Source organism: Mycetocola sp. Y719, assembly GCF_056713205.1.
Genome location: NZ_JBWYGY010000002.1, coordinates 158,565 through 184,688, shown reverse-complemented (window position 1 = coordinate 184,688; position 26,124 = coordinate 158,565). Strand labels below are relative to the sequence as shown.

The 26,124-nt window shown below is 65.4% G+C and carries 26 protein-coding genes; 11 read left to right on the top strand and 15 right to left on the bottom strand.

Features of this window, described 5'->3' with window-relative positions; all coding sequences use genetic code 11:
• Nucleotides 1–20: 20 nt before the first annotated feature.
• On the bottom strand, nucleotides 21–1,487 hold the full coding sequence (pdxR, locus tag AC1M0F_RS07230) for a MocR-like pyridoxine biosynthesis transcription factor PdxR (protein WP_480237550.1): 1,467 nt from the start codon (nucleotides 1,485–1,487) through the stop codon (nucleotides 21–23).
• 83 nt (nucleotides 1,488–1,570) lie between these two features.
• Between pdxR and AC1M0F_RS07225 the strand changes: the two genes are divergently transcribed.
• The 3 genes from AC1M0F_RS07225 to AC1M0F_RS07215 are packed head-to-tail and all read left to right on the top strand — an operon-like array spanning nucleotide 1,571 to nucleotide 3,873.
• Nucleotides 1,571–2,410: an EamA family transporter gene (locus AC1M0F_RS07225; protein ID WP_480237549.1), complete on the top strand. Its 840-nt coding sequence runs from the start codon at nucleotides 1,571–1,573 to the stop codon at nucleotides 2,408–2,410.
• A gap of 52 nt (nucleotides 2,411–2,462) precedes the next feature.
• Complete coding sequence (locus AC1M0F_RS07220) at nucleotides 2,463–3,263, top strand: MBL fold metallo-hydrolase (protein WP_480237548.1); 801 nt, start codon at nucleotides 2,463–2,465, stop codon at nucleotides 3,261–3,263.
• Nucleotides 3,264–3,309: 46 nt separating this feature from the next.
• A complete protein-coding gene (locus tag AC1M0F_RS07215) occupies nucleotides 3,310–3,873 on the top strand; it encodes a GrpB family protein (protein WP_480237547.1) in 564 nt (187 codons plus the stop codon).
• Nucleotides 3,874–3,911: 38 nt separating this feature from the next.
• Here AC1M0F_RS07215 and AC1M0F_RS07210 read toward each other — a convergent pair whose 3' ends face one another.
• The 3 genes from AC1M0F_RS07210 to AC1M0F_RS07200 are packed head-to-tail and all read right to left on the bottom strand — an operon-like array spanning nucleotide 3,912 to nucleotide 6,634.
• Nucleotides 3,912–4,781, bottom strand: a complete 870-nt coding sequence (locus AC1M0F_RS07210) for an alanyl-tRNA editing protein (RefSeq protein ID WP_480237546.1) — start codon at nucleotides 4,779–4,781, stop codon at nucleotides 3,912–3,914.
• Between the two features lie 36 nt (nucleotides 4,782–4,817).
• The gene (locus tag AC1M0F_RS07205; RefSeq protein ID WP_480237545.1) at nucleotides 4,818–5,696 is read right to left on the bottom strand and encodes an NAD(P)-dependent oxidoreductase; all 879 of its coding nucleotides are present in this window, start codon (nucleotides 5,694–5,696) and stop codon (nucleotides 4,818–4,820) included.
• Nucleotides 5,697–5,719: 23 nt separating this feature from the next.
• The gene (locus tag AC1M0F_RS07200) at nucleotides 5,720–6,634 is read right to left on the bottom strand and encodes an SDR family NAD(P)-dependent oxidoreductase (protein WP_480237544.1); all 915 of its coding nucleotides are present in this window, start codon (nucleotides 6,632–6,634) and stop codon (nucleotides 5,720–5,722) included.
• Between the two features lie 127 nt (nucleotides 6,635–6,761).
• Between AC1M0F_RS07200 and AC1M0F_RS07195 the strand changes: the two genes are divergently transcribed.
• Entirely contained in the window at nucleotides 6,762–7,577 is an 816-nt protein-coding gene (locus AC1M0F_RS07195) for a helix-turn-helix transcriptional regulator (protein ID WP_480237543.1), read from the top strand.
• A 120-nt stretch (nucleotides 7,578–7,697) separates the two neighbouring features.
• Complete coding sequence (locus AC1M0F_RS07190; RefSeq protein ID WP_480237542.1) at nucleotides 7,698–8,717, top strand: DUF808 domain-containing protein; 1,020 nt, start codon at nucleotides 7,698–7,700, stop codon at nucleotides 8,715–8,717.
• Here AC1M0F_RS07190 and AC1M0F_RS07185 read toward each other — a convergent pair.
• Nucleotides 8,714–9,211 (bottom strand): P-loop nucleotide/nucleoside kinase family protein, encoded by a 498-nt coding sequence (locus tag AC1M0F_RS07185; RefSeq protein WP_480237541.1) that lies wholly within the window; start codon nucleotides 9,209–9,211, stop codon nucleotides 8,714–8,716. The genes AC1M0F_RS07190 and AC1M0F_RS07185 overlap by 4 nt on opposite strands.
• A 189-nt stretch (nucleotides 9,212–9,400) precedes the next feature.
• Here AC1M0F_RS07185 and AC1M0F_RS07180 point away from each other — a divergent pair, with 189 nt between their 5' ends.
• The 3 genes from AC1M0F_RS07180 (at nucleotide 9,401) to AC1M0F_RS07170 (ending at nucleotide 11,804) form a co-directional block, all read left to right on the top strand.
• The gene (locus tag AC1M0F_RS07180) at nucleotides 9,401–9,718 is read left to right on the top strand and encodes a hypothetical protein (RefSeq protein ID WP_480237540.1); all 318 of its coding nucleotides are present in this window, start codon (nucleotides 9,401–9,403) and stop codon (nucleotides 9,716–9,718) included.
• Between the two features lie 371 nt (nucleotides 9,719–10,089).
• Nucleotides 10,090–10,611 (top strand): hypothetical protein, encoded by a 522-nt coding sequence (locus AC1M0F_RS07175; RefSeq protein WP_480237539.1) that lies wholly within the window; start codon nucleotides 10,090–10,092, stop codon nucleotides 10,609–10,611.
• Between the two features lie 32 nt (nucleotides 10,612–10,643).
• Nucleotides 10,644–11,804 carry a DUF1963 domain-containing protein gene (locus AC1M0F_RS07170; RefSeq protein WP_480237538.1) on the top strand — a complete coding sequence of 387 codons (1,161 nt, stop codon included), beginning with the start codon at nucleotides 10,644–10,646 and terminating at the stop codon, nucleotides 11,802–11,804.
• A 27-nt stretch (nucleotides 11,805–11,831) separates the two neighbouring features.
• Here the strand turns inward: AC1M0F_RS07170 and AC1M0F_RS07165 are convergent, their stop codons facing one another.
• The 4 genes from AC1M0F_RS07165 to AC1M0F_RS07150 all read right to left on the bottom strand — a co-directional run bounded on the left by AC1M0F_RS07165 (nucleotide 11,832) and on the right by AC1M0F_RS07150 (nucleotide 14,770).
• Entirely contained in the window at nucleotides 11,832–12,878 is a 1,047-nt protein-coding gene (locus tag AC1M0F_RS07165; RefSeq protein WP_480237537.1) for a hypothetical protein, read from the bottom strand.
• 315 nt (nucleotides 12,879–13,193) lie between these two features.
• Entirely contained in the window at nucleotides 13,194–13,631 is a 438-nt protein-coding gene (locus AC1M0F_RS07160) for a VOC family protein (RefSeq protein ID WP_480237536.1), read from the bottom strand.
• Nucleotides 13,632–13,696: 65 nt separating this feature from the next.
• On the bottom strand, nucleotides 13,697–14,113 hold the full coding sequence (locus tag AC1M0F_RS07155) for a pyridoxamine 5'-phosphate oxidase family protein (protein ID WP_480237535.1): 417 nt from the start codon (nucleotides 14,111–14,113) through the stop codon (nucleotides 13,697–13,699).
• Nucleotides 14,114–14,161: 48 nt separating this feature from the next.
• Nucleotides 14,162–14,770, bottom strand: a complete 609-nt coding sequence (locus AC1M0F_RS07150; RefSeq protein WP_480237534.1) for a hypothetical protein — start codon at nucleotides 14,768–14,770, stop codon at nucleotides 14,162–14,164.
• Between the two features lie 299 nt (nucleotides 14,771–15,069).
• On the opposite strand from AC1M0F_RS07150, the gene AC1M0F_RS07145 reads away from it, so the two are divergent.
• Nucleotides 15,070–18,810, top strand: a complete 3,741-nt coding sequence (locus AC1M0F_RS07145; RefSeq protein ID WP_480237533.1) for an SCO7613 C-terminal domain-containing membrane protein — start codon at nucleotides 15,070–15,072, stop codon at nucleotides 18,808–18,810.
• 113 nt (nucleotides 18,811–18,923) lie between these two features.
• Here the strand turns inward: AC1M0F_RS07145 and AC1M0F_RS07140 are convergent, their stop codons facing one another.
• The 6 genes from AC1M0F_RS07140 to AC1M0F_RS07115 form a co-directional block, all read right to left on the bottom strand.
• Entirely contained in the window at nucleotides 18,924–19,646 is a 723-nt protein-coding gene (locus AC1M0F_RS07140; RefSeq protein ID WP_480237532.1) for a hypothetical protein, read from the bottom strand.
• Between the two features lie 95 nt (nucleotides 19,647–19,741).
• A complete protein-coding gene (locus tag AC1M0F_RS07135; protein ID WP_480237531.1) occupies nucleotides 19,742–20,668 on the bottom strand; it encodes an alpha/beta fold hydrolase in 927 nt (308 codons plus the stop codon).
• Nucleotides 20,669–20,747: 79 nt separating this feature from the next.
• Nucleotides 20,748–21,614, bottom strand: coding sequence for an AraC family transcriptional regulator (locus AC1M0F_RS07130; protein WP_480237530.1), 867 nt, complete (start codon nucleotides 21,612–21,614; stop codon nucleotides 20,748–20,750).
• A gap of 94 nt (nucleotides 21,615–21,708) precedes the next feature.
• Nucleotides 21,709–22,794: a hypothetical protein gene (locus tag AC1M0F_RS07125; protein ID WP_480237529.1), complete on the bottom strand. Its 1,086-nt coding sequence runs from the start codon at nucleotides 22,792–22,794 to the stop codon at nucleotides 21,709–21,711.
• Nucleotides 22,791–23,570, bottom strand: a complete 780-nt coding sequence (locus tag AC1M0F_RS07120; protein ID WP_480237528.1) for an alpha/beta fold hydrolase — start codon at nucleotides 23,568–23,570, stop codon at nucleotides 22,791–22,793. Before AC1M0F_RS07120 ends, AC1M0F_RS07125 begins: the two co-directional genes overlap by 4 nt.
• Nucleotides 23,571–23,600: 30 nt before the next feature.
• A complete protein-coding gene (locus AC1M0F_RS07115; protein WP_480237527.1) occupies nucleotides 23,601–24,020 on the bottom strand; it encodes an SRPBCC family protein in 420 nt (139 codons plus the stop codon).
• An 82-nt stretch (nucleotides 24,021–24,102) separates the two neighbouring features.
• Between AC1M0F_RS07115 and AC1M0F_RS07110 the strand changes: the two genes are divergently transcribed.
• On the top strand, nucleotides 24,103–24,993 hold the full coding sequence (locus tag AC1M0F_RS07110) for a helix-turn-helix domain-containing protein (RefSeq protein WP_480237526.1): 891 nt from the start codon (nucleotides 24,103–24,105) through the stop codon (nucleotides 24,991–24,993).
• A 77-nt stretch (nucleotides 24,994–25,070) separates the two neighbouring features.
• Entirely contained in the window at nucleotides 25,071–26,120 is a 1,050-nt protein-coding gene (locus AC1M0F_RS07105) for an AAA family ATPase (RefSeq protein WP_480237525.1), read from the top strand.
• The last annotated feature ends 4 nt before the right edge of the window (nucleotides 26,121–26,124 follow it).

Genomic DNA, 26,124 nt, shown 5'->3' with positions numbered 1-26,124 from the left:
GTTCCGCCCAGCGGCGGCAGCTACGAGGGCGTGATTGTGGTCTCGGCGCGAACCGCGTCGGCAAGAACGCGAGTGCCGCGGCGAATCTGGTCTTCGGAGGTGTTGCCGAAGCCGAGCACGAGCGCCGGCGGGAGTGCTGGCGACTCGGTCTCAGTGTTTGCGGTCGTGAGTCGATAGTGGCTGAGAGGGTTGACGCGGACCCCCATCGTCGCCGCACGCGCCGCTATCGCTCGCTCCGATGACCCGGGGGGCAGAGAGAGAAGTGCATGGCATCCGGCCAGCAGCCCGTGAAGCCGTCCCGGTCCGAAGTGGAGTTCGACCTCGGATGCCAGCGCGTCACGGCGGGCGCGGTAGATCTCCCGCATCCGTCGCAGATGGCGGTCGAAACGGCCCGATTCCATGAGCAGGGCCAGCGCTTCCTGGTCCAGGCCGGGAGCCCCTCGACTGCTCAGCCTCTTCTCCTCGATGATCCCTCCAACGAACTGGGGAGGCGCGAGCACCCATCCCAGCCGGATGGCGGGCGCGAGGGTTTTGCTGACAGATCCGAGTGCGATCACCCGGCCAGAGGCAAGTCCCTGCAGCGACCCGATGGGCTGACGGTCGTATCTGAACTCGGCGTCGTAATCGTCCTCGAGGATCACCCCGTCGACCTCGTCGGCCCACGCGATCAGCTCGCGTCGCCGGGATGGATCGAGTGCGACACCCGTTGGGCATTGGTGGGCCGGTGTCACCAGCACCGCCCGAGCCCCGCTCGCGCGAAGACGGTCAACATCGAGGCCGAGGTCGTCGACGGAAACCGGCACGACGTCGAGGCCGGCGCGCTGCGCGATCACGTCATGCTCGCGCGGCCCCGGATTCTCCAGCCCGATGCGCCGGATACCGTGCCGTGCGAGCGCTGCGAGGGCGAAGGTCAGCCCTTGCCGAAAACCCGAGACGATCACGGCGTCGTCCACGCCGGCGCAACCTGACCGCACGCGGCGATGGTAGGCGGTGACGACCGCCCGCAAATGGCTCGATCCCGCCAGATCCTCGTCGCCCAACTCCGCGGTTGGAAGGGTGCGTGTCGCCTCGGATACCGCCCAGCTCCAGTCGGTCAATGGCACCGAACCGAGGTCGGGGACGCCGTACTCGAAATTGATCTCTACCAACCGGGATGATCCGGCTTTCCCCGGGAGAGGGCCGGGGGCGGCTTCCCCGGGCGATCTTCCGGATGACGACTGGATCGCCGCCACGCGAGTGCCGGAACCGACGACCGACTCGACGTAACCTTCGGCGAGCAACTGCTCGTAGGCATCAACAACCGTGCCACGTGAGACGCCGAGCAACTCGGCCAGGCGCCGGGTCGACGGCAGGCGCTCCCCGGAGCCGAGGCGCTGATCACGGATCGCCGACCGCAACTGATCCTGGATCTGACTCCCCACCGCCCCTGCTTCGCGATCAAGTGTCACGAGCAGGTCCGGGCCGCTCCGTGCCCATTTCACCGTCATGGTTCCATTAGACCAAATGGTCCATTCTTTGGGTACCTGAGCGGATCTGTTGACCAGTCCGCCTCAACGTCAGACTCGATCCCATGAGCATCGGCATTCTCCTGGCGCTTGCGTCAGCCCTGGCGTATGGTGCCTCGGACTTCATCGGCGGGGTCGCGTCGCGCCGCTATTCCACATGGCAGGTTGTGCTGGTCGGGCAAAGTGCGGGTGCGCTCGTGATGCTCGTGGCCGGGCTGGCGCTGCCGGCTCGCCCGGCGATGCTGGACTTCGCCTGGGCGCTCCTTGCTGGCGGAGGCTCAGCGACCGGGAGCATCTTCCTTTACCGCGGCCTCGCTCGCGGGCGGATGGGTCTCGTCGCCCCGATCTCAGCCGTCGGGGCGGCAGTGCTGCCGGTACTGGCGGGGGTCGCCTTCGGTGAACGCCCCGGTTGGCTGGTCTGGGCGGGCATGTGTGTCGCGCTGCCAGGCATCTGGCTCGTCTCCTACGATCTCTCTCCACACCCGCGCACCGACGCGCGAGCAGCACTGATCGACGGGACACTCGCGGGGGTGGGTTTCGGGATTCTCTTCATCGCGCTGGCGCAGATCGGCGATGACGCAGGTCTGCTGCCGCTCGCCGCCAATCAGTCGATCGGAGCCGTTCTGACGATCATCACGGCCGCGAGTCTCGGACAGGTCTGGCGGCCTACGCCTGGAGTGCTCGGCTGGGGGAGCGCGTCCGGGGTGCTTGGCGCACTGGGCACCCTGGCTTTCCTGATCGCGGTTGGAGCGATCAATCTCGGAATCGCTTCCGTTCTCGCATCCCTCTACCCAGCCGTCACCGTGGCGCTCGCGGCCGGCTTCCTCGGGGAGCGGATCGGGATCGCTCAACGTGCAGGGATCGGTATCTGCACGATCGCGGTCGCCGCTATCGCGCTGGGCTGAAGACCGATGCGCCCGAACCATATCCCCTGAAACCACAGAAGGAAGGAACCCCATGTTCACGCAGATCGCAGAGGGCGTTTTCACGCACGAGAGCGAGTTCATTCACAGCAATTCCGTGGTCGTCGAGGGCCAGGATGGGGTGCTGCTCATCGACCCCGGGATCACAGCGGATGAAATGGAATCCCTGGCGGACGAACTCCGCAGGCTCGGCAAACCCGTCGTTGCGGGTTTCGCCACGCATCCAGACTGGGACCACGCGCTCTGGCACGCGAACTTCGGAGATGTGCCACGGTACGGCACCGCCCGGTGTGCGGCAGCCCTCTGCGATCTGCTGTCACACCCGGACTGGAAAGCGCAGGTAGCCGGGATGCTCCCGCCGGAGTACGCGGAGGCGATTCCGATGGACCTGTTCGGACGGATCACCGCGCTGCCCGCCGGAGCGAGCCGGGTTCCGTGGGATGGGCCCACGGTCCGGATCCTCGAGCACCAGGCCCACGCGCCGGGCCATGCAGCGCTCGTCGTCGAGGAGCGCGGAGTTCTCGTCGCCGGCGACATGCTCTCCGACATCCTGATCCCGTTCCTCGACCTCGATGCGTCAGACCCGATCGACGATTACGCCGCCGCACTGCAAATGTTCGAGGGACTGGCAGGCGATGTCGTCGCTGTCGTTCCCGGCCACGGATCCGTCGCCGGTCCCGATCAACTGCGGGCGCGAATCGAACAGGATCGCGCCTACCTTCGTGCTTTGCGAGACGGTGCTGACAGTACGGATTCGCGGGTCGGCCCGTTGGCGCCGTTGGAATGGTTGGCCGACGTCCACGAATGGCAACTGCAGAGGCTTCGACAACGCTGAACGAGCCGCCGGAGGAGAGGCACGTCCCCGGTGCGAGGATATCCTCGTGAAGAAAAGCAGCGGTGCGCGCCGGCCAGACGTTTCCGAGGTGGACCTGGTGGGCGGCCCGGAACCCCTCGAGCTCGAACTCCACCCCTATGACGAGCGATGGGTCGGACTCTATCGGGATCACCGACGCCGGATCCTGGACGCTCTCGCGGCAGCAAATGTCGGCGGCGAACACATCGGCTCCACCTCCGTTCCCGGGCTGGCGGCGAAACCGATCATCGACATCGTGGTCACCGTCGACGACATCACCGCCGAAGAGGACTACCTCGACGCTTTGCTGGTCTCCGGATACGAACTGCGGGTCCGCGAACCGGGGCACCGTCTCGTGCGTACGCCTGCCCGCGACGTTCACGTGCACATCTATGAGCAGGGCGATCCAGCGGTGGACGACTATCTGCTGCTCCGGGACTGGCTGCGCTCCAACGCAGACGATCGTGGTCTATACGAGGGCACGAAGAGGTCGCTGCTCCGTGACCGATGGGACGACATGAACGCCTACGCGGACGCCAAGACCGACGTCATCCTCGAGATCAAGGCGCGAGCGCGAGCAGCTCGACTGTAGCGATCGGGTGGGGCTGTTGAGACTTCGAGCAGGTGGTTTCAGCTCGGGGTCGCAACCGTTTCCATGGTCAATTCGAATCCACCGTCGATCTCGCGGGTGGTAAGCGAGGTGACGATGCTTGCGAGCTCGGTGATGTCGCGGATGTGGGTGCCACCGCAGGGGATGTCGGTGCGGCCGGTGGGGAGTTCGCACACCCAGGTGCGTCGGGCCGAGAGCGCGTCATTGTCTCGTTCGATTCGTACAGGTCCGCCGGACGCGATCCAGTCCGAGAGTTGAGCATTGACGCGCTCTGCGACCACGGAGGGATAAGCCAGGGCGATGGGCGAGAAGCCTTTGCGGCGCAGGGACTTGCCGATGCGGTAGGTGTCGGTGGACCGGTGCGGGTGTATGCGTGAGCTCTGTATCGCCAGCGCGTCGAAGGCCGGGTTTCCCAACCCGTCGGTTGGCGCGGTCTTGGTCCAGGCCGCTGCCAGCGCCGCATCGAGCGCGAGCGATGCGAGGTGGCAGGCGGTGTGTGCAGCGGAAAGCGACGCACGGTAGTCCTGGTCGACGGCGATCTGAACGGAATCGCCGATCGCCGGCGGCGGCCCTTCGGTGATGTGAGCAACGACGAAGGTCCAGCCGTCCGTTCCCGTGCGGACGGGCAGGTCCGCTGCAAGATGAAGTCGGCCGTCATGAATGCCGCCAGTGACCGCATCCACAATGGGCTGTTGCCCGTGGGTCGTGGTGAGGATGCCGCGGTCAGCGGGTTGATCCGGCCACGCGGTATCGACCGGGTGAAATGCGGTCCTGTCGAGGATGACCGCTGAGCGCCCCCCTGGCAGTGCCTCGATGTGCAGCACGGTCCCCGTGGAGGTGGTCGCCCCGTCCGGGTAGGTGACGATCGTGTCAAATGTCGGGAGGGCCATGCTTTTCCGTTCGTCGATGTATGCACGTCGATTCTGTCACTCTCGCCTCGAGTGCTCCGCCTGGGTCGGGAGCACACTCAGGAGCTCGGTCACCGCGATCAGGCCGTCCGCGCCGGCAAGACCACGGTTTCGCAGGTCCGTGACGTCGGCGCCCAGGCGACCCAGTGCGTCGGCGAAGTGCTCGATGTCTTTGCGCATGAGCCCCTGGAGGTGCGGCGCGAGAGCTGGGGTGATCTGCGTCCCGAGCGCCTGGATGATGAAGCTGCCTCCACTGCTCGTCGCGAGAAGCCGCTGGAGCGCGGCCACGTCGATTCCGGTGCTGTGTGCCATCGCGAAGACCTGCTCCGCGTTCCTCAGGTTGGTCATGGTCAGGGCGTTGTTCAGCAGCTTGGCCTGCTGTCCGGCACCTGAGGCGCCCATGAAGACGACGGAGTCGGAAAATGTGTCGAACACCGGCTCGGCGGCGGTGAAAGCGTCGTGGTCCCCGCCGACGATCGTGGTCAGGCTTCGCGCTTCCGCGCCTGGGCCGCCTCCACTGACCGGGGCATCGAGGAATGCGATGTCGCGGTCAGCGGCCAGGGCTGCGAAGCGTCGGGCGGTCTGCGGGTCTCCGGTGCCGTGGTTGACGACGATCGACCCGGGGCGCATCGCGTTGAGGAGGCCTCCGTCGGTGAGTATCCCTTCGACATCGGCATCGTCGCGGAGGACGAGCAAGACGATGTCGGATGCCGCGCCAAGGGCAGCGGGGGAGGGATCAACGGTGTGCGGCGATCCGGCGACCGCATCAAGCGACGCCGACCGCCGCGCCCAGACGCGGAGTGGGAACGGGGAGTCGGCGACGGCGCGGGCCATGGGGGCGCCTTGATCGCCGAGTCCGATGAATCCGACGACGGGAGCGGTTGTTGGCGTGTTCATGTCGGGCCTTTCGTGTGAGGGGTTCAGAGGGTGATGAGCTGGAGCGACTGCTCCCACAGGCGGTCGGCGTTACCAGGGTCGAGCGCGTAGAACGCGACCCCTGACATCCATCCGTTCCCGTCCTGCACGGTGATCGCCTCATTGCTGTCTTCGAAGTAGCGTCCGCTGATGTCGTGAAGGAACGGTGATGTCGCGACGAAGAGCGTTGTGGCCGCTCCCTGTTCGATCGTCTTCCGGCCGGCCGGCGGCGTCTTCAGGCCGCCGGTGTGCTTCTGCAGATTGGTGGCGATGGCTCCTGGCATGACCGCGTTCACGGTAATGCCGTCTCCTGCCCAGCGAGTACGGGCCGCGGCGCCGAACAGGATGGACGCTGTCTTGGACTGTCCGTACGCCGCCAGCGGATCGTAGGGACGGAATCTGAAGTTCAGGTCATCGAAGACGACCGGTGAGATGAGATGACCGCTGGAACTGACCGACACAACGCGGGCACCATGGGCGGCCGCGAGTGACGGGTACAGGCCCAGCGCCAGCGCGAACGGGCCCAGGTAGTTGGTCATGAACTGCAGTTCGACCCCGTCTGCGGTTCGTTCCTCTGGCGTGGCCATGACTCCGGCATTGTTGATGAGCAGGTGCAGCGGGCCGGTCCAGTCTGAAACGAAGGTGCGGACTGAGCTGAGGTCGGAGACGTCGAGCTGAAGCGCCCGCACGTCGGGGTTGCCGGTTGAAGATGTGATCTCCTCGGCAGTTCGTTCGCCGGCGCCGACATTTCTGACGGCGAGGGTGACGTCGGCGCCCCTGAGCGCCAGGACTCGGGCTGTTTCGACACCGATGCCGGATGAGGCGCCGGTGACGATTGCTCGTTGTCCCCGGAGGTCGATGCCTTCGGTGACGTCTTCGGCGGTTGAGGTGAATCCGAAATCGGATGTGATGCGGGTCATGTGCTTCTCCTTCTGTTGCCTGATGGAACAGCGAGAATTCGGCATCCATACCGGCAGTCGTGGGTGAGCGGGTACTGGTAGTGGCACGGTCAGGACAGCGACTTGCTGCGCGAGTAGCATGAGGGGCATGGCCAGCGGGGGTAACCGGATCGGTGACTTCCTCCGCGCGCGTCGCGAGCAGATCACCCCGACCGATGTGGGGATCCGCGCGACGACCCGGCGTCGAGTGCCCGGGTTGCGTCGTGAAGAGGTCGCGATGTTGGCAGGGATCAGCAGTGAGTACTACCTGCGCCTCGAACAAGGCCGCGAACGGCATCCGTCGGAGTCGGTCATCGCCGGTCTGGCCCGTGCGCTCCAGCTCGACGACGACGCGACCGTCCATCTCTTCGCCCTTGCCCGACCGTTCGTTCGGCCGAGGAGCGCGAAGGCCGACAACGTCGCGGTGGGACTCCGGCAATTGCTCTATCTGTGGACGTCCACGCCCGCATACGTTCAAAGCCGGACACTCGACGTGCTGGCGTCAAACGAGATGGCACGGGCCCTGTCGCCAATATTCACCCCAGGTGTCAATCTGGTGCGGGCAGCGTTCCTGGACCCTGACGTGAGATCGCTGTACCGCGACTGGAGCCGGATGACGGAAACAACTGTGGCCGGGCTGCGGGCGCAGCAGGGTGCTGACAACGATGACCCGACGCTCGGTGCACTCGTGAGTGAGCTGGTCGTTCAAAGTCCGGAGTTCGCCTCGTTGTGGGCAAGACACGACGTGCGTCCCAAGGCCGCAGGGCGATCCCTCCTCTTGCATCCGGTTGTGGGGGAACTCGACCTCCTGTACGAAAAGCTCTCAGTAGGGGAACGCGACACCGGGCAAGTGGTCGTGATCTATCACGCCGACCCGGGCTCAGATTCCGAAACGCGCCTCGCCCTTTTGAGGGCCGACGCCTAGGAAGCGCTGACGCACGGCAGTCGGTCGAGGGCCGGCCGGCCACCTTATACTTTTGAGCATGCCAATCACGCGAGGCATCCTCGCTCAACCGTCCACCCGTGAGCACTCCGGGAGCGCCCGGTGAGCGGCGGACTCGTCGCCCTGCTGGACGACGTCGCAGCCCTGGTCCGCATCGCCGCCGCCTCCGTCGACGATGTCGCGGCAGGAGCTGCCAAGGCGGGGGTCAAGGCCGCCGGCGTGGTCATCGACGACGCGGCGGTCACTCCGCAGTACGTGTCAGGGGCTGACCCATCCCGCGAACTGCCGATGATCAAAAGGATCTTCTGGGGCTCGCTCCGGAACAAGCTGCTGATCATCCTGCCGGCTTTGCTCCTCATCAGCGCGTTCATCCCGTGGGTCATCCCGTTCATTCTCATGCTGGGTGGCACGTATCTCTGCTACGAGGGTGCCGAAAAGGTCTGGCACAAGCTCCGCGGCCACTCCGCGGCGGAGAAGGCGCCGGCGGTCGAACGGGGCCCAGAGGCGGAGGCCAAGGTCACGAAGGGCGCCATCACCACCGACTTCATCCTGTCCTGCGAGATCATGGTGATCGCGATGAATGAGGTGGCCGACGAGTCCTTGTGGGCCCGGGCCATCATCCTGGTCGTCGTCGCGGTGGCGATCACGATAGCCGTCTACGGTGCTGTCGCGCTCATCGTCAAGATGGACGATTTCGGCCTTCACCTGACCACGAAAGACTCTGCGGGCGCCAAGCGCTTCGGCGAACTGCTGGTCAGGGGGATGCCCGCGGTCCTGGCAGCGATCACCTTTATCGGGACGATCGCCATGCTGTGGGTGGGTGGTCACATCATGCTTCAGGGTGCCCACGACCTCGGTTGGCACCTGCCGTACGACCTGGTCCATGTCCTCGAGGGGCCTTTCGCCGGCATCCCGGTGGTGGGCGGATTCCTGGCGTGGCTCGTCAACACCCTGTGCTCGGCCGTCCTCGGACTCGCCTGGGGTCTCATCGTCATGGCCATCCTGCATCCGCTGCTGAAAGTGCTGCCATTCGGCAAGGAGAAGGGCGGGCACGAAGAGGGCGACCTCCGCGCGGCACTCGCCGGTGATCGTCCGGCGAAACGCGACGTCGAATCTCCCTAACGGTGCACGATCGTTCGATCGAACAGGGATAGCTCGTCCTCGTCGGGTTGTTGGAACCGGGGCAAACAGTCCTCCAGGAGTGCTTTGCTTATCGGTACCGTTCCGTGTGTGGAGACGGCATTGCGGGCTTCGAGCCGCCGCCAGAGCTCATCGAACGGAACGTCGAAGTAGTGCATTTCGGTAACGGCGTCGAGCGCTTTCGCGAGTTGGCGGAGCGCATCTCGTTCTTCTCGTTTCCACGTCCCGTCTTCCAGAATGACGCTCTGCCCGTGCTCGAGCAGTTCTTTCCAGAGCGAGTTCAGCCGCATCTGCAGGTTGTCGCGCATCTGATCGAAGTAGTCGACACCTAGATCCGCCATCCATTCATCCGTACTGAACCGGATGGCACCCGTCTCTCGTTCTCTGTCGCGTGCAACCGTGGTTTTACCGGATCCTGGCAGGCCACAGAAGAGGATGAGGAGGGGGCGTTGCGCCGCGTTGTCTCGGGCATCCATGCTTTCTCCGGGTCTCATGCTCTTATCGTGAAGCGTCCCTGGGCATTGGTTGTCCGAGGGTCGCGTGCGGTCGATCGTAGCCGTCGCGGTCTTCCGGCGACTGTTCTCGAGTTGATCTATCCCACTCCTGGTTCACTCGAGTCGTCGGAGGGGGTTACGCGCAGCCGGAGAGTAGCTGATGATGAGCCCATGAACCTCCAAGTTCTCACCTGCGGCACGCGCGGGACGTTCCGGATCGTCACCGCCTCCGGGTCCGAGTACGTCCTCGTCAACGAAGAGGACCAGCCAGTGACGCTCACCCGAATCCCGGGCGAGCGTCCGGATTCAGAACAACTCGCGGGGGACCGGGCAGCAATGCCGGTGGCCGACTTCGATACTGTCCGTGTCGGCGAAGAGGCAACGTTCCGGCTCCAACCGGAGAACCGGAAGAGCAAACCGGTGAGCAGGATCACCTCCGTTGTCGTCGAGCTCGTTCATATTGAGGCGGCAAGCGAGCGGACCCTCTGACATCGTTCGGATGACGCTCGTGGATTCCCTAAAACCACCGTCGCGGTCGCAACACTCCTACCTCAGTAAAGGGGGCAACGCGTTTCCCGCCGACGGTTCTGGCTGACGGTATGTTGAGAAAGCTGACCGACGCCTCAGCGCGATCGCGCCCGGCGCCAGAGGCACGAACTTGCGCCGCTCATGTACACCGCGGATGAGGCGAGCGCCCGTCCGGCACCGATCCGAAGGTAGAGAGCATGACAACGAAGATGTGGCGGGGCGTCTTGTGGATGCTTGGGGTCGGCTTCGCGGGAATGTTGCTCTCCACGTTTATACCCGGACGAGGTCGCAGCGGCCTCACCGTGGAACAGCGTATTGAAATCTGGCAAACCGTGACCGGTCCGACCGTCCTCGCCGTGCTCGCGCTCGCAGCCGTCACCATAAGGGTGTTGTCGCGTTTGCGAGCACGGAAAGCACGGCGAACGTGGCAGCTCATGGGTGAGGAGCGGCCATTCGACACGAGGTACCTGGTGTTCGTGTACCAGCGAACCCGTCATGACCTCGAACGTCTCGGTTGGCGTCTCAACGGACCTGGATTCGCGCCTGTGCCGATCATTGGTGTTGCCTTCGGCACGGACATCACCTTCTGGGAGGCCGGCTACCCCGAACCGACGCTGAGGCTCAGCTATGCAGACATCCACGGCATCGCGTTCACTGAGGAGGCCGGCGACTGGCCCCGCCCGGCCCTGGCGATCCAGTTGGACGGTGACTCGGAACCTTCTCGTTCCCGCCGTGAGGCGATAAGACGGCGCGACCTCATCCTCAGTCTCCGCGACGCCGACCGTGACAGCGTCAGCGAGGACGAGCAGCGGCTCCTGCTTCGGCAGGTGGAAGCGAAGGCGATCCATTCATGATGCGACGTGAGACCAAATGAGGAGAGGCAATCTTGAGTTTTGACCTGCGATCCATCGATGCGCCAGCGTGGCAGAAGGTGCTCGATATCGAAGGGGAGAAGCGCGCGCTCGGCGACGACTGGCTGGCGATCCCCACCGGCAAATGGAACCGGCTGATCGGTCGTCTCCACGCCGCAATGGATCGGGCGGTACGGGAACCGGATGTTCTCGACCTTCTGCGTGCTGCCGTTCCAGACATCACGGATCGGGCCGATCGGGACCTGGTCTACCTGGTGATTGCGCCACTTGTGGTGTGGCAAGCGGAGGACGTCGACACGGTCAGGGACGACCCACGCGTCGGGCTGACATCCGAGGAACTCACCGGGGCGCCGGCACTGTACCTGGCTGAGAATTCGGCCGGCGATCTCGAGGACATCTACGGATGGGACCTCGAGGATGAGCGGGATCACGACGAGCCGTTCCGGAACCTGTCCCGCATCGGAGGCACGCCCTCTCGAGTGATCGACCCGCGGTCGCCCGAAGACGCGTTCCTCCTTCAGATCGACTTCCGCGGTATCCCTAAAGACTATTCGGGCGATCCTCGACTCCTGCAGCTGCTCCAGATCGCGGGCGTCCCGGGCGACGGTCTGCTCCAGGTGTTCCACACGACGACCGGTGACTCCCGCACCGATCCGGATGTTCCGGGTGGAGGAGCGACGCTTCGATATCTACCGGAACCCAGCCTCGCAAAGCGCCTGCCGCTCGATCTGGACGCCGAATGCGCGGTCTACCCTCCGACGCGAGCCCAGGCGAGTTTTGGGCTCAGTTTCAGGAACGGACCGGTCATGACGGATCGCTCCGCGGAGGCCGTGGTCGAGTTGCAAAGCCTCGCCGACATCTGGGCGCGCAATGGCAACTTCAGCGAGGAGTTCGAGGCATCCACCGATCCGTTCACGCGGACCGAGCTGCCGGCTACGCGGATGTTCGGAGTCCAGGGCTACGACTTCGACCTGCCCGATGAGGATGTCGACCTGCTCAAGCGAGAGCTACCACTCGTCGGAGACGACCGACACGTTCTGATGTTGAACATCACTGGCGAGCACAGCTTCGACTCGGTCTTTGGCGATGGCGGACGACTCGAGATCTGGATCCGTGACACCGATCTCCGCGCCGCCCGCTTCGAATCCGTGGTCTCCTTCATCCGCAGCACCTGACTCTCTATCGGGTCCAGCGTTGAGACCTCAGTCGGGGTGATTGATCCGGTCGCCGCCCCACGTCAGATCGGCGTCGATGCGAATGGGGAATACCTCAAGGCCTGGCGTCTGCACGAGTTCCCGTATGAGCTCCGTCGTGCCTGCAACGAGCGTCGAGTCGAAGTCGATCTCGGTGGCGAGCACCCACGAGTGATCGTCCGGCCAGATGATGCTGGGCGACTGCGACCACCGGTTCCCATCGATCCACGGCGCCCGGTCGGGCCAGGCAGGGTCCGCAAAACTGTTCGCGCCCGCTTCGAACAGGATGTAGTGCCGCCCCGAGTCTCCATGCAGATCGAAATGTGGACCGGAAGCGACTTCGGGGGAGAGCAGCCCAGTCCCTGGCACCGGATCATTGAGGTCCGGCCGCCGAAGAGCCCTGATCTGGTATCTCGCCCGGGCGAGTCCGCGCCGGGTCGCCGCAGCCAGTCGGTCACGAAACGACGGAGAGGCGAGCGGCGCAGCAGTTCCGTCGGGGTAATCGTCAGGCCATCCGGCCATTGGCTCGACAGCGAGGTACCTGACCCCGCCAGAACTCACGAGCCCGCCCCATCCCTCCCAGATCGCAGCGACACCGGAATCCGGAGTCGTCGTGTGGCGAGCGAGAACTTCCGACGCCGCCGCGAGCGACAATGTGTCAAGACAGCCTTCGGCCGGGCTGTCATAGGACCATCCATCCGCGGCGATCCCGCCAACATCCCCATAGTCGCCCCGCACGAGCCGCGCGTACTGCGCCTCTGCGTGCAACGTGGTGTTGAACGATGCCGCGGCATCGGCCCATGTAGCCCGCTCGGTCTCGAGCAAATCATCGTGGTCTTCGATGACTCCCAGACCGTCGTAGAACGTATCGCGATCAACGCCATGCCAGGACTTTGTGGCACGCGGGCGATCGCGTTCGACAGGATGGAATATCCGCGCATATGCCTCGAAGCCGCGTGGAACAACGGAGAGGATGCTGCCAAACGGCTCATCCTCCATCGGCCGGAGCCACTCGCCCCGCGCAAGATCAGGCACCCATTCGAATTGTTCTGGCATGCGCCAATCATGGTCTATTCGCAGAGCCACGCCTCGCGTCACCTGGGCGAAACCGGTTCCGCTGAGCGGTTCCTGTTCACGAATTCGCAACCGTTCTGTCGCTCGACCGGTAGTGTCCTGATATGGCTACCTTGGGCTACCTGATCGCGAATGTCGCTATGGCCGCGATCACGTTCCTGGCGTTGAGGTTCCTCGTCACGTGGAAGCCGCGGTCATCCAGGCGGTCGCCGCTCGACTGACGACCTCGTCGACACCTTCGACAGTGGCAGGGTGACGTCGACACTGGATTTCAGACAGGGGTCGCCGATTCAGCCGTCAGTCCTTCTGCAGTTCCTCCGCGAGCATCACGATGATGCCGCTGGGGCCTCGGACGTATGACAGCTTGTAGACGTCCTGATAGTTCGCCACGCCCCGTAGCGGATAGCATCCGTGCTTCGCCGCAATGGCCAGGGCTTCGTCGATGTTGTCGACCGAGAACGCGACGCGGTGCATGCCGATCTCGTTGGGAAGAGTCGGGTTCGTTTCGATCGCGTCGGGATGGATGTACTCGAAGAGCTCCAGCTGGCCGTGGCCGTCTGGCGTTTGAAGCATCGCGATTTTGGCGTGGTTGCCGTCAAGCCCGACGGCAGTGTCGGCCCACTCGCCGCTGACCGTGTCACGGCCGATGACGGTGAGGCCGAGGTCGGTGAAAAAGGCGATTGTTGCTTCGAGGTCGCGAACGGCGATGCCGACGTTCTCCAGTTTGATGGGCATGCGTTGCAGGCTACCAAGCCCGGACTGCTGAGCTCCAGTGTGGCCGAGCAGGCCGCAAGCCGATCTCAACCGGCCGTTATGAAGCCTGGCGAGACGAGGAAACGATCGATCTCGATTCGGAGGGCGACCCGGGATGGGTTGGGTCGAGGTTCGCGGTAGCGCGCCGAGTAGCGGTCGACGGCGCGGGCGACGGAGATCTCATCGGACAGGACCTGTGCGGTGCCCTCGATCGTCGACCAGTGGCGCCCGCTTACCTGGCTGGCTGCGATCCTGCCGTCGGCGGAGATGTGGGTCACCTTGTGCGAGCCTTTGTTCGTGATCACCCAAGCGCACTGTTCGTCCAGGTCCAAAGCGACACCGACCGGGACAAGGTGCGGCCGACCGTCGGCGCGAACGGAGGCGAGAGTGCACAGATGCCGCTCGGTCCAGAAGTTCAGGAGGAGCGAAGGGAAGTCCGTCCAATCGGGTTTCCACGAAGTCACTCGTCCATTGTCGCAGGTGGTCGGATGCCGCTCAGGACGTTCGCGCGATCACCCCTCGCGAAGACGCACGCCTGAACTCTTCAGCTCGAGCTGGGCGAGGGCACGCATGACGCCCTCGTCGCCGCGCCGCCAAGCGCCCATCGCATCCGGATCAATCGTCGAGAGAGTCGAGAGCTCCTGGGTGGCGAGTGCCCGCAAAGCGAGCAGGTCGATGCCAGCTCCAGATCGGACTGCCACTTTGGCCTGCCCAGCTTTTCGCGCGAACCGGATGCGTGGGATGAGCCAGAGCAGGAGGATCATGATGATCGGCAGGGCGGCGATCCCGACGCCGAGGCCAGTGGCGAGCTGATTGACGGCGACCTGCTGGCTCTGCCCGGCGGCCTCGAGTGCACCACCGGCACCGCTCGCGTCGTCGAAAGGTGCCCGGATCCCACCGCCGATGAGCGGAATTCCGCCGAGGGTGTCGCCGACCTCGGTCATGGTTTCCTCGAAGCCCGCGCCCGCCTCCTCCATCTGCACGCCGAACGCGGCGAGATTCTCGACGAGCAGGTAGACGGTCACGCCGAGCCACACCCACGCGCCTATCAGGATGATTGCGAGCACGTCGCCGATGATCTGGCGGGTTCTGCGAGGGCCGAAGTCCGAGTACAAAGTCATCTCCTCATGATGTCAGCGACGATCGGGCCCGTTTCAACGGGTTCGTCCGCGCGTGGTTGCTGTGCTCGGCATCACGGCCTACCGAGTCGCCTTCAGGCGTACGACCGTCCCGTCGGTTAGTGCCGAACCACCCCACCTCTGGGACGCGCGCGCGACGCCATGGCTCTGTAACGTCGGTGGTTCTGTCGCCTGCGCTGACTCTGCCGGCAAGAAGACCTCCCTACCTGTCAGGAGCCAACGATGGACAACGAAACCCGGACCATGAGGTCGGCCTCCGCAGGCACCGCGGTGACCGAGGCGTGACCATCCCGCAGGTAGTGCAGCCCTGGAGCAACGTCGCGATCAGCATCCTCCTGGACACCAGATCGTGCCCGGTATGTCAGGCAGACGCGTTGGTTGCTCGGCGCTGCCACAACTGCGGCGTCGAACTGACCGAGGACCTGGCGCTCGAACTCTGGGACGCTTCGAGGGCGGCCGCGCAGGCGCTATATGCACGTCAGGACGTGCTCAACCGGGTCACTCGTCCCGAAGTTGCACAGGCACCGGTCCGTCCAGCGCAGACACTGGGACCGCAAGCACCAGGGCAACCCGGCGCACCGGCGAGCGCGGCACCCCGATCCAGCGCGACGGTGCAGTCCGTGCTGGCCGTCGCGGGTGCAGGACTGTTCGCGGTCTCCGCGATCGTCTTCACCTTCTTCAACCCCGACCTCACCGATCGCGCACTCCGCAGCGTGATCGTCGGCCTGATCACCATGCTCTTCCTCGGCGGTGCGTGGTTGCTTGCTCGCCGCAAACTCCAGTTCTCGGCGGAGGCCGTCGGCGGACTCGGGATGGTCTTCGTCGCCCTCGATGTCTACGCGTTCTCCGAACTCGCGCCGATCGGGGTCAGCGAGTGGGCGTTCGCCGCGGTTGGAACGCTCGTCAGCGGCGCCGTGATGGTGTTCGTGGCGACGCGAGCTCGCATCCGGAGCTGGCTGTGGATCTCGCTCGTCGCGCTCTCCGTCGTTCCCGCCATGCTGGGATACGCGGGCGGAAACACACTGGCATCCACCCTCGGTCACCTGGGAGTGGCGTTCGCGGCGCTCGCCGTGATGGCGGCGATACCCCGGTTCGCGCCGCGGTTCGATGGGCGCCTGCGGTCGGAGGAAATGACGATCTCGACGCTGCAGGTCGTCGCGACCCTGATCGTGGTTGCCCAGATGTGGTTCATCGAATTTGCCACGACGACCGAATTCTGGCTGACGATCGCCGCTCTGCTGGCCGCGGTCGCGGTGCTCGCCGTGTTCGCGACGCGCAACCTCGCCAGGACGTTCTGGAGCGCTTTGAGCGGAGCGGCCGGCATGGCCGCCGCCGTCAGTCTGCCGTTCGCCCTCGACCTCGGAGCACATGATGCGTCCGTGTGGTACCCCGCCATCACGCCCGCGGCCGGGGCTGCCGCGCTGCTCGCACTGAACGCCCTTGCTCCGCGATCGCGCACCCTCAGACGGCGGCCGTTCCTCCGCGGCGTCTTCGCGGTCATCGGCGTGGTCGCGTTCTCGACCGCTTTCCTCGCGACGTCGATCGCGGCCGCTACGGTGATCGGCTCGCTCAGCCGCGTCGATCTGAGCGAGAACGTCATCCTCCCTCCCAACGGTGATCTCGCCGTTGTGCTCGGCCTCGTCGCCCTGTCGGCAGGCTTCGGAGCGCTCTCGGTGATCACCAGGCGCACCGGCCCTGCCCCGATGGATGTCCCGCAGCGCTACTCTGCCTCCCCGAAGCTGCCGGAATCGACCGGTTCGCTGGCGCTCTGGCTTGCCGCCCTCGCCGGGCTGACCTTCGCCTGCCTTGCCGTCTTCCCCCTGTGGCTGCGTATCACGATCGCCCTGGGTCTTGCCGTGGCGACAAGCATCGCACTCCTCACTGTTCCCCGAATCCGGGATGCCTCGCTGAGGATGCGGCTGCCACTCGCTGTCGGCAGCCACTTCGCGGTACTGCTGGGCGTTGCGTGTTCCCTGGCGGACGATGCAGTCATTGTTTGGGCAGGTGTCGCGGTCGTCGCCACCATCGCCGTCGTCGCGCGGACCATCCCGTCGCAGGAGCGGTTCGTGCACGTCGGTGCAGGCTACGCATACGCGCTGTTCGTCTTCGCGACGGCGCTCGACCAACTCGGCGTCGGCACCATCCCCCTGCTCTGCCTCACCACATCGCTCGCCTCGGTCGGTGCGATCGCGGCAACCTTCCTCCGATGGGTCGCCCCTCGGTCGTGGTACGCGATCCTGGCCGTCACCGCCGTGCCATTCCTGATCGGGGTCGTGCAGGTGATCTTCGAGCGCAGCGGCTGGACGGCGCTCTCGACTGCCCTTATCTTCCTGCTCGCCCTGACGCTACTCGTGACCCGCCGCGCCGGGCTCGGAGTCGCGCTCCGCGCCATCGCCGCCGGTCTCCTCGTTCCGTCGCTCGCTGTCGTCGTGGTCTGCCTCGGAGCACAGGTGCTCCTCAGCAGCGCTTCTCCGGTGACGCTTCCGGTGATCGCCACCATCGTCGCCGTCGTGTTGCCCAGCACCGGCCTGATCGCCTCGGTCCTGACCAAGCGCGGCATCGTGCCCCGTGATGCGTCGGCTGCCCGGATCGCGATCGAAGCCTCCACTCTGCTCACGGGCGCGATCGCTGTCCTGCTGGCGCTGGTCCGCGACGCGGCTGGTCTGCCGACCACCTTCATCGTGCTGGTCATCCTCGGGCTTGGCGCAGCGGCGACCTCATTCTGGGCGAAGCGCCGCTACGGGTGGTGGGTCGCCGCAGCCGCGTTCACGGGTGCGCTCTGGTGCCTCTGGGCCCTCGCCGGTATCGACGTCCTCGAACCGTATCTGCTCCCACCGAGCCTGGCTGCCGCGACGATCGGCCTGATCCTCACGGCGCGCGGCTCAGGCGCCGTGCCGCTCTATGCGACCGGACTCCTCATGGCCGTCGCGCCGATCCTCGTGGTCCTGGCGGTGTCCGGCTCGGAAGCCAACGCGCTCGCACACTGGCGTGGGTATGGGCTCGTCGCTGCATCGTGGTTCCTTCTCGGACTCGGCCTGCTGCTCGGCAGGGGCACTTCCGAGCGCGCCGGATTGTTGCGCGCTCTGCGCGTGCCGACACTGGCGATCGCGATCGCGGCCGGTGCGGCGGGTGCGATTCAGGGCGTTCGATTCGGGATCGGCGCTGACACGATCATGACCGGCGGCGTACCCCTCATCCTGATCTGCTCCGCCGTCGGCATGGCGGGCGCGCTGCCGGCGGCCGCTGCCGCGAGGGGCATCCGCTCGGCCGCCGAGGTTGGATCACGGTTGGCCCGCACCCGTTGGTTGTATGCGCCCGGTGCGTTGTACGTCGCGGTCGCGACGTGGACGGCGATCGAGCGCGACTGGTTCACCATCTGGGCGATGTGGTCGCTCATGCTCGCGTACCTCGTCATCGTCGTCGTCATCGCCTGGCGGTTGCGCACCCGACCGACCAGTCTGCCGCCGGTGTGGTTCACCTTCGCGATCGCGTTCGTCACCGCGATCGTGGCGTGGAGTCCACGAGATCTGCGTGTCGAATGGTTCTCGCTGCCGCTTGGCCTCTTCCTGCTCGCTGCAGGCGCCGTTGTTTTGGATGCTGCGCGCCGGCATCCGGGTAGCGATCGTTGGCGGGGCGGCACGGTGGACAGCTGGCCGGCAGGCTGGAGCGGCTCATGGCCTCTGCTTGCCCCGGGCATCGTGACGATGATGTTGGCATCCGTCATCGCGACCTTCACCGATCCGCTGACCTGGCGGGCGATCCTCGTGATCGTGATCGCGCTCATCGCCATCCTCGTCGGCTCGAGTCTCAAGCTCGCGGCGCCGTTCCTGATCGGCATCGTCGTGCTTCCGGTCGAAAACGTGCTCGTGTTCCTCGTGCAGATCGGCCGGGGGATCGAGTCGATGCCGTGGTGGATCACCCTCGCGGTCGTCGGCGCCGTGCTTCTTATCATCGCCGTCACCTATGAGCGCCGAGCAGGCGAGGAGAACAGCATCACTGATCGGCTGAGGGACCTGCGCTGAGCGCACCCAGGCAGGACTTCCTAGCTCGCTCCTGGCAGCTCGAGGTCCTTCTCGGCAATGAAGATCCGCTTCGATGCGAAGGCGCTCGGCGTGCGTCCCCGAACGTAGTCGGCTCAGCGCGCGGAGATCGAGCCATACGGCCAGACCACCCAATCGGTGGCCAGGCGTGGTTTGACAGTCCACGCTGGTGGCGTGAGACCCTGACGCGTGCATTCCCAGCCGATCGCAGTGGCGAGCAGGGTGTCGAACCTCTGATCCGCCGTCGTCCCCGGCTCGACGAGGAAGTCCTCGACGCGTTCGGGAGGGGTTCTCCGGAAATCGGAGATGGTCTGCGCGAGGTAGCGGACCGCGTACTTCTCGTCTGAGCGCACAAGTCCCCAACGAATATGCTCCGCGGCTTCGCGCGCACTCAGCCGACTGTGGTCGGTCTCCGATGGGTCTGCAGGTGACTCCGGCACATCGAGCGCGAGGAACGCCAGCCCGTCGAGGCGACGGCTCAAGGACCAGTCGAGTACGGCGGTTGGGGTCCGGACCGAGATCACGATGGTGTCGCCATCGCCGACGATCTCATGCGGCTTCGCAATCCGACGAGATCCCGCGAGGGTGCTGGAGATGGGAACAACCAGCGCATCCATGATCAGTCGACCGCGACGAATGCCCCAATCGCCCACAAGCCACTCCGTGCTGAGCCCCGGTTGGGTACCGGACACAACGCGCAGCCCACAGACGAAGCGACGGCGGTTGCGCTTGAATGCGTCGGTTCCTACCTCGATCGCGGCACCCGCAAAGAAACCGATGACCTCAAACACGACGTAGACGACAAACCGCCCAATCATCGGAGCGCACCACGATGTGACCAGGTCTCGGTGAACGCTCGTCGGTGTGGCATTCCGCCATCGTAGGGCTAAGTCAGGGTTCCGCATGGTCTCCGTCAGAACGGATCGCTCGCCGCGGGCGACACCGAGGCGAAGAACTCGACGATGAGTGTCGAGGTGGGGCCGGGTGCTTCGTCGGCGACATAGTGTCCGGCATCTTCGACGAGCGCGAGGCGCACGTCGGCGCCGAAAGCGCTTGGATCTGCGAAGACCTTGCGTGTGACGTGTGGAGGAAATCCGACGTCATCGGTGCCGAAGACGAACAGGGACGGCATGGCGAATCGGTCGTGCCGGTAGGTCCCGCGGATGATCCGGCCGAGTTCGGGAAGGACCATCCGTCGACACAAGGGCGCCGCGGCCCGCGAGAGTTCGGGATCTCGCAACAACGAGACGTAGAAATCGACGACGTCCGGATCCATCCGTTGCGCCGAGAACTGTGAGAACAGGTGGCGCGGCAGGCGTCCCGCCCGCAGGAGGGCAGGCCCGATGCCCGGGATCGCGAGAGCCTCCTGGTGCCAGAGGTGCCGCATGCCGGGAGTCATGTCGAACGAGAACGTCATCTGTGGCGGCGGTACCGACAACATGACCTGCGCAGAGAACCGTTCGGGGGAGTCGAGGGTGAGCTGGAAGGCGCTGATCGCGCCCATGTCGTGGCTCACGAGTCGCACCCGGTCCAACCCGAGCGCATCGAGCAGGGCGATGACGTCCTCCGCGCGGCGCGTCCGCGTGATCGTATCGAGGGGCAGGTCGCTCCATCCCTCGCCCCTCAGATCCGGCGCGATGGCCCGGTACCCGGCCGCGGCCAGCGCAGGCATGAGGTCGCGCCACTCCCACCACGTCTGCGCGAATCCCGACAGCAGCAGCACCGGGTCGCCTGTGCCCAGGGTGGCGACATGCATCCGTCCGTCCGCCAGGGCCACGAATTCGTGATCGACGCCGTCGACGACCGGCATTGCGGGTCTGGCTGTCATTGTGGTGGTCATGTCGCACCTCCTCGACACTGACTGTTTGTCGTGCGCCTAGGATACGCTCAATACCACTACGTTTGTAGTGGTATTTTATTCAGGCGCGTTCGATGGGCAGCCACAACTCGGTGGTCGCGGTGCTGAAGTCGGCGGCGCGCTCGAGCACGGCCACCATCGACGGACCCGGCCTCAGCCGCCAAGGGTTGGATGGGAACCAGTCAGTGGCGGTGGCGGCCCACGTGGATTGCAGCGCCGCGGGGTATTGCCCTGCCGAGCGGAAGACCGCCCACGCACCGGATGCGACGTCGATCGTCTCGAGATCGTCGGGCACCGGCGTTCCGTCACTGACGGCGACGCCGTGCAGGTACGTCAGCTCGCTGCCCTCGGCGTAGTCGGGGTCGACGTCTGCGCTCACTTGGAGCAGCCCCGCCGGCTCGGTGTTGCTCAGCGCCTTGAGCCGAACGTGTTCCGTATCTGGCAACGAGGCAATGTGCGCCTGGATGTGCGGGTTGGGGCCGTTGTGGATCAGCGGTACGCGAGCGGCGTGGCCGATGAGCCGAAAGGCCGGTCGATCTGCGATACGAGTTTCCATCGTGGTGTTCCCTTCTACGGTCAGGCGGAACCTGAGCTGTGGTTGTGTTCGAAGGGGGCCACCGTCCCGACGGGCATCACCGGCGCTGACGCCGTGCACCGCCCGGAAGGCGCGGTTGAAGGCCTCGGTGGAGCCGTAGCCGAAGCGCACCGCTGTCGCCAGCAGGTCGCGACCGTCGATGACTTCAGCGGCCGCGACGGTCATCCGCCGCCGCCGGATGTACTCGGACAACGGCATGCCGGCCAGAGACGAGAACATTCGGCGCACGTGATACTCGGTCGTGCCGAGGCCGCTCGTCAGGCCGGCGATGTCGATGTCTTCGGTGAGGTGTTCCTCGACGAAATCGACGACTCGATTCAGAACTGCGATCACGTTTTCCTCCTTCGGCCTCCAGACTGCTCGTCGATCCACACTCTCGCCCGACTTTTGCGGTTCGATCCGGTCGCGCCGCTTGGGCGCGCGCCTGTCACCGGTTGCGAGCGTGCCATTCCCGGCTCGACAAAGTCCGCGGAGGCTGCCAACCGCTGGTGTCCTTCTCAATGAGGCACCCGCGGGGCAGGTAGAAGTCTGGTTCGTTCCGTCGAATTCCGAGCGCTCGACAGTACGAATTCATCCGAGCTAGGGTGAACCGTTCCGGGATCCGCTTCGCTTCGTAGGCAGACTGGTCCTCGAATTCCAGCGGCTCTCCGTAAAGGTCCCACCGCCATCGGGATTGGAACGAGGTCTGGATGCTGCGGGTGGAGTCGTCTGCATTCCTCAACCAGAACGCACAGTCACCGAAGCTGACCACTGAACCGTCACGGACCGTGTGGGGTGAGTAACTCGTTCTGAGGCTTCGGCATCGGAGTCTGCGCCCGACGACATCGTGTGTACCGATGTCGCTGCCTTGACTGAAGATCGCCGTCCAGTTCGACCGGGTCTGCACCAGAATCTGCTTCCACGACGGCATCGCCCAGGGTTCCAGCGCCTCGAGCATCGTCGGCAGGATCCCGTCCAGCCGCGTGGACGTGCGGCCGCCGAGTTCTGCCACCCACGCGGTCGCTTCGTCGACAACAGCGTCGAAGGGAGCGTCGACGAACCAGATCGTCCCGGCGAACGCAGCCAGCGATCCGTCGAAGAGGTCCTCGGAGACGGGAACCGGAGCCGCTGAGGGCTCCGGTCCCACGGCACTCTGCAACGCGGCGGCAACAGCGTCGGCTGCCTGTCCGTCCGGCATCGAGTCCACCAACACTCGCAGCTCCGGAACCAACGCGGCCGGCACACCGATCCACCTCAGCACACCCGCGGCGTCCTCGATCCGTTCATCGTCCTGGCTGGCCAACTCGTGCTCCACCCATGCCAGCGAACCGACTCCTCGAGCGACCAGGCCCCAACACGCGCGGGCCCGAGCGTGATGCTCACCGTCCGAGAGAGCGCGGGCGTGCGCTCGGGCGTAGTCGTCGACCGAACCGGCGAAATCTGACAGCTCCAGCTCTCGCCCGGCATCCGACCCCGCCGCAACATCCTGGGGGAGACGGTCCAGAATGCGCCCGGCACCGGTGTCGCCGCTCATCGTGTCCGATCCAGCCACTCACCGATGAGGGCGCCGAACAGTCCGGGTCTCTCATGCATGAGTGCGTGGCCGGCACCCTCGACGACCGCGAGGGAAGCGTGCGGATACCGATCGAGCAGATCCGTCGAGTCCGCGTACCCGACAGCCGAGTCGCGTCGCCCTGCAACGATGAGGGTCGGCGCCAGGAACTCATTCGATCCGACGTCCACGGCCCAGCCGGAGAAGATACGCTCCAGGTCGGCTTCGGCAGCGAGCGCCGTGCCGGGAACCACGTGATCGAGGTAGCGACGTGCGGTCTCCCGGGTGCGCACGACGAAGTACTCATCGAAACCCGCGTGATGTTCGAGGGGGAGGTCATCGTAGGCGTCGGGGTCCTGCCGGGTCACGCTGTGGTCTGGGACACTCTGCGATGTCTCGCCGATCGGGCAGATCGCGGCCAGACCGAGCACCCCGTCCGGTTTCGCCGCGGCAAGTCCTCGGGCAAGGTAGGCGCCGTATGAGTGCCCGACCAGCAGCACAGGTCCAGCGCCCAGGCGGTCGAGGAACTTTGCGAGCAGTGTGATCACATCGGTGTTGCTCGAAAGACCGTCCGCGGTGGAGCGGCCCATCCCCGGCAGATCCGGAAAGATGCGGCGGTATCCCGTGCTCGGTATCACTGCTTCCAGTGCCGCCTCGATTTCGCGGTGATCGACCCCGGCACCGTGCAGCGCCACGAGGGGGGTTCCATCACCGTGCTCGACGTAATGGACCAGAACTCCGTCGATCTGACATTCCATAGTCCGTCATCGTAGCGACCACGCGCCCACTCAGCGCGACTCGATGAATGCCTTCAGCCTGGCCAGCTGCACACCGTCCTCCTTGGCGATCGCCGAACGGATCACCTTGCCCATCAGCTTCATCGGTCCGCTGGTCTCTACGTCGGCCACGAGCGAGACGGCGGTACCGTCACCCGCCGGTTCCAGAGCATAGGTGTAGTCGGCGAGCACGCCAGGCATCGTGCTCGACATGGTGATGAGCCTGCCGGGTTCGAGCGCGGTCACCGTGGAGGTTCGGTCTTTACCGCGGGCGGTGAAGGTGAGTTCTGTGCCGACCGCGATATCGCCGGCCGCACGCATGTCGCTGACCCCTGGCATCCATTTCGATGCCGTCGACCAGTCGGTCAGCGTCTTCCAGACGTCGTTGGGTGACGCCTGGATCCTTGTGTCGTCACGAAAAGCTTGAGGCATGATGCATCCCTTCTTCGCTTGAACACTAGGAGTCAGGGCCATTGCACCGATTGGATAATCTTTACCCGCACAGAGGAGCCCGATGGAATTTCTGCAACGCACACCGAGCGGAGCTCTCGACGGCGTCGTGCGCTCGCTCTGGCTGGTGCGCGGGCCGGTGCAGCAGAGCCGTGAACGCATCTTCCCGATGCCGTTCGCCCATCTGATCGTCAATCTTTCCGGTCCGTACCGAGCGACCGACCCGCTGAACGGCGTAGCATCCGAGCCCCTGACGGCTGTGTTCTGCAGTGGGCTGCAGTCGCACTTCACGCTGAGCGAGAATCCGAAGACGGTGTTCAACCTCGGTGCCGTCATCGAACCGGATGCCGTCGGCCGGCTGGGCCTGGAACCGTCGGTGATCACGGGCAGAGTGGTGAACGTCGAATCCGTCCTGCCCGAAGTCGCGCGGGTGCGCGGGAGCGCCCTGGCTGCGGAAGATCTCGATGGGGATCTCGACACGGCCGCAGGCGCCCTCCTCGATCACGGGGGAAGGGCACTCGATCGACCGGGGCACGGGAGCGAGGCGCTGCTGGACGCCCTCGACGCCGCTCTCGTGCGGTCATTGCGCGGCACCGCGCCCGATCCCGTCGTCCGGCGCGCCGTCGCGGTGCTCAGCGAACATCCGTCCCGCTCCGTCGCATCGGTCGCTACGGAATTCGGCCTGTCCCACAAGAGCCTCATCGAGCGATTCCGCCGGGCAACGGGCGTCACCCCGAAGTTCTTCGCGACGGTCGTCCGGTTCCACCGCCTCATCGACGAGCTTCCGCTCGGCGACGACGTGCCCTGGGCAGAACTCGCGGCGGCGACCGGTTATTACGACCAGTCCCACGTCATCCGCGCCTTCAAGACGTTCACCGGTTTCACGCCGCAGGACTACTACCGCATCGCTCGCACGCACGGTCGGGAGTCGGCCCGGTTCGTTCCCGTCGATTGACCGCAAGACAGTGCGCGAATTCCCAGCGGAGCGGGGGATTCGGTCGATTAGACTGACCGAATCGTGGGTGGGCACCGATGCCCGACTGCCACGCGACTTCCGGGGAGAAGCCCGCTGTGACCTTGACTGCCGAACCGAACACGCCCGTCCAGCCGGCCGAATTGTCGCGAGCCCACGACATCCTCACCACGATCGTCCGTGCATACGGCACGAAGGTCGTCGGGCAGACCAGCCTGCGCACCAGTCTCCTCGTCGCCCTGATGACCGGCGGGCACGTGCTGCTGGAAAGCGTGCCTGGCCTGGCCAAGACGACTGCTGCTGAGGCCATCGCCGAATCGGTGCAGGCCAGGTTCAAGCGCATCCAGTGCACACCAGACTTGCTGCCGTCCGACATCATCGGAACTCAGATCTACGACCCGGGAACAGGGCGGTTCGACACCCAGCTGGGGCCTGTCCACGCCAACTTCGTCCTGCTCGATGAGATCAACCGGTCGAGCGCGAAGACCCAGTCGGCCATGCTCGAGGCGATGCAGGAACGCCAGACCTCCATCGGCGGGGTGAACTACCCGCTCCCGCAGCCGTTCCTCGTGCTCGCCACACAGAACCCGATCGAGCAGGAGGGCACCTACCACCTGCCCGAAGCGCAACTCGACAGGTTCCTGATCAAGGAGATCCTCGCCTACCCGAGCCTCACCGATGAGGCAGAGATCGTGCGCCGCGTCAACGCCGGGGTCTACGACTCGCAGGCGACCGAGCTGCCCCATGCGTCGATCGACGATGTCCTCTTCCTGCAGGCCCTGGTCAGGAGGGTCTACCTCGACCCGTCGATCCTCAACTACATCGTCCAGGCGGTCTTCGTGTCGCGGAACGCGGCACAGTACCTTCCACCAACGCTGGCCGGGTACATCCAGTACGGCGCCAGCCCCAGGGCATCGATCGCCTTCAGCGCCGTGGCCAGGGCGCTCGCCCTCCTCAACGGCCGCGACCACGTCATCCCTGAGGACGTCAAGTTCTTCCGCCACCAGGTCCTCAGGCACCGCCTCATCCTCGGCTTCGAAGCGGCCGCAGACAACGTGGAACCTGACACCATCATCGACGCGATCTTCGCGGCGATCTCCGTTCCGTAGGAAT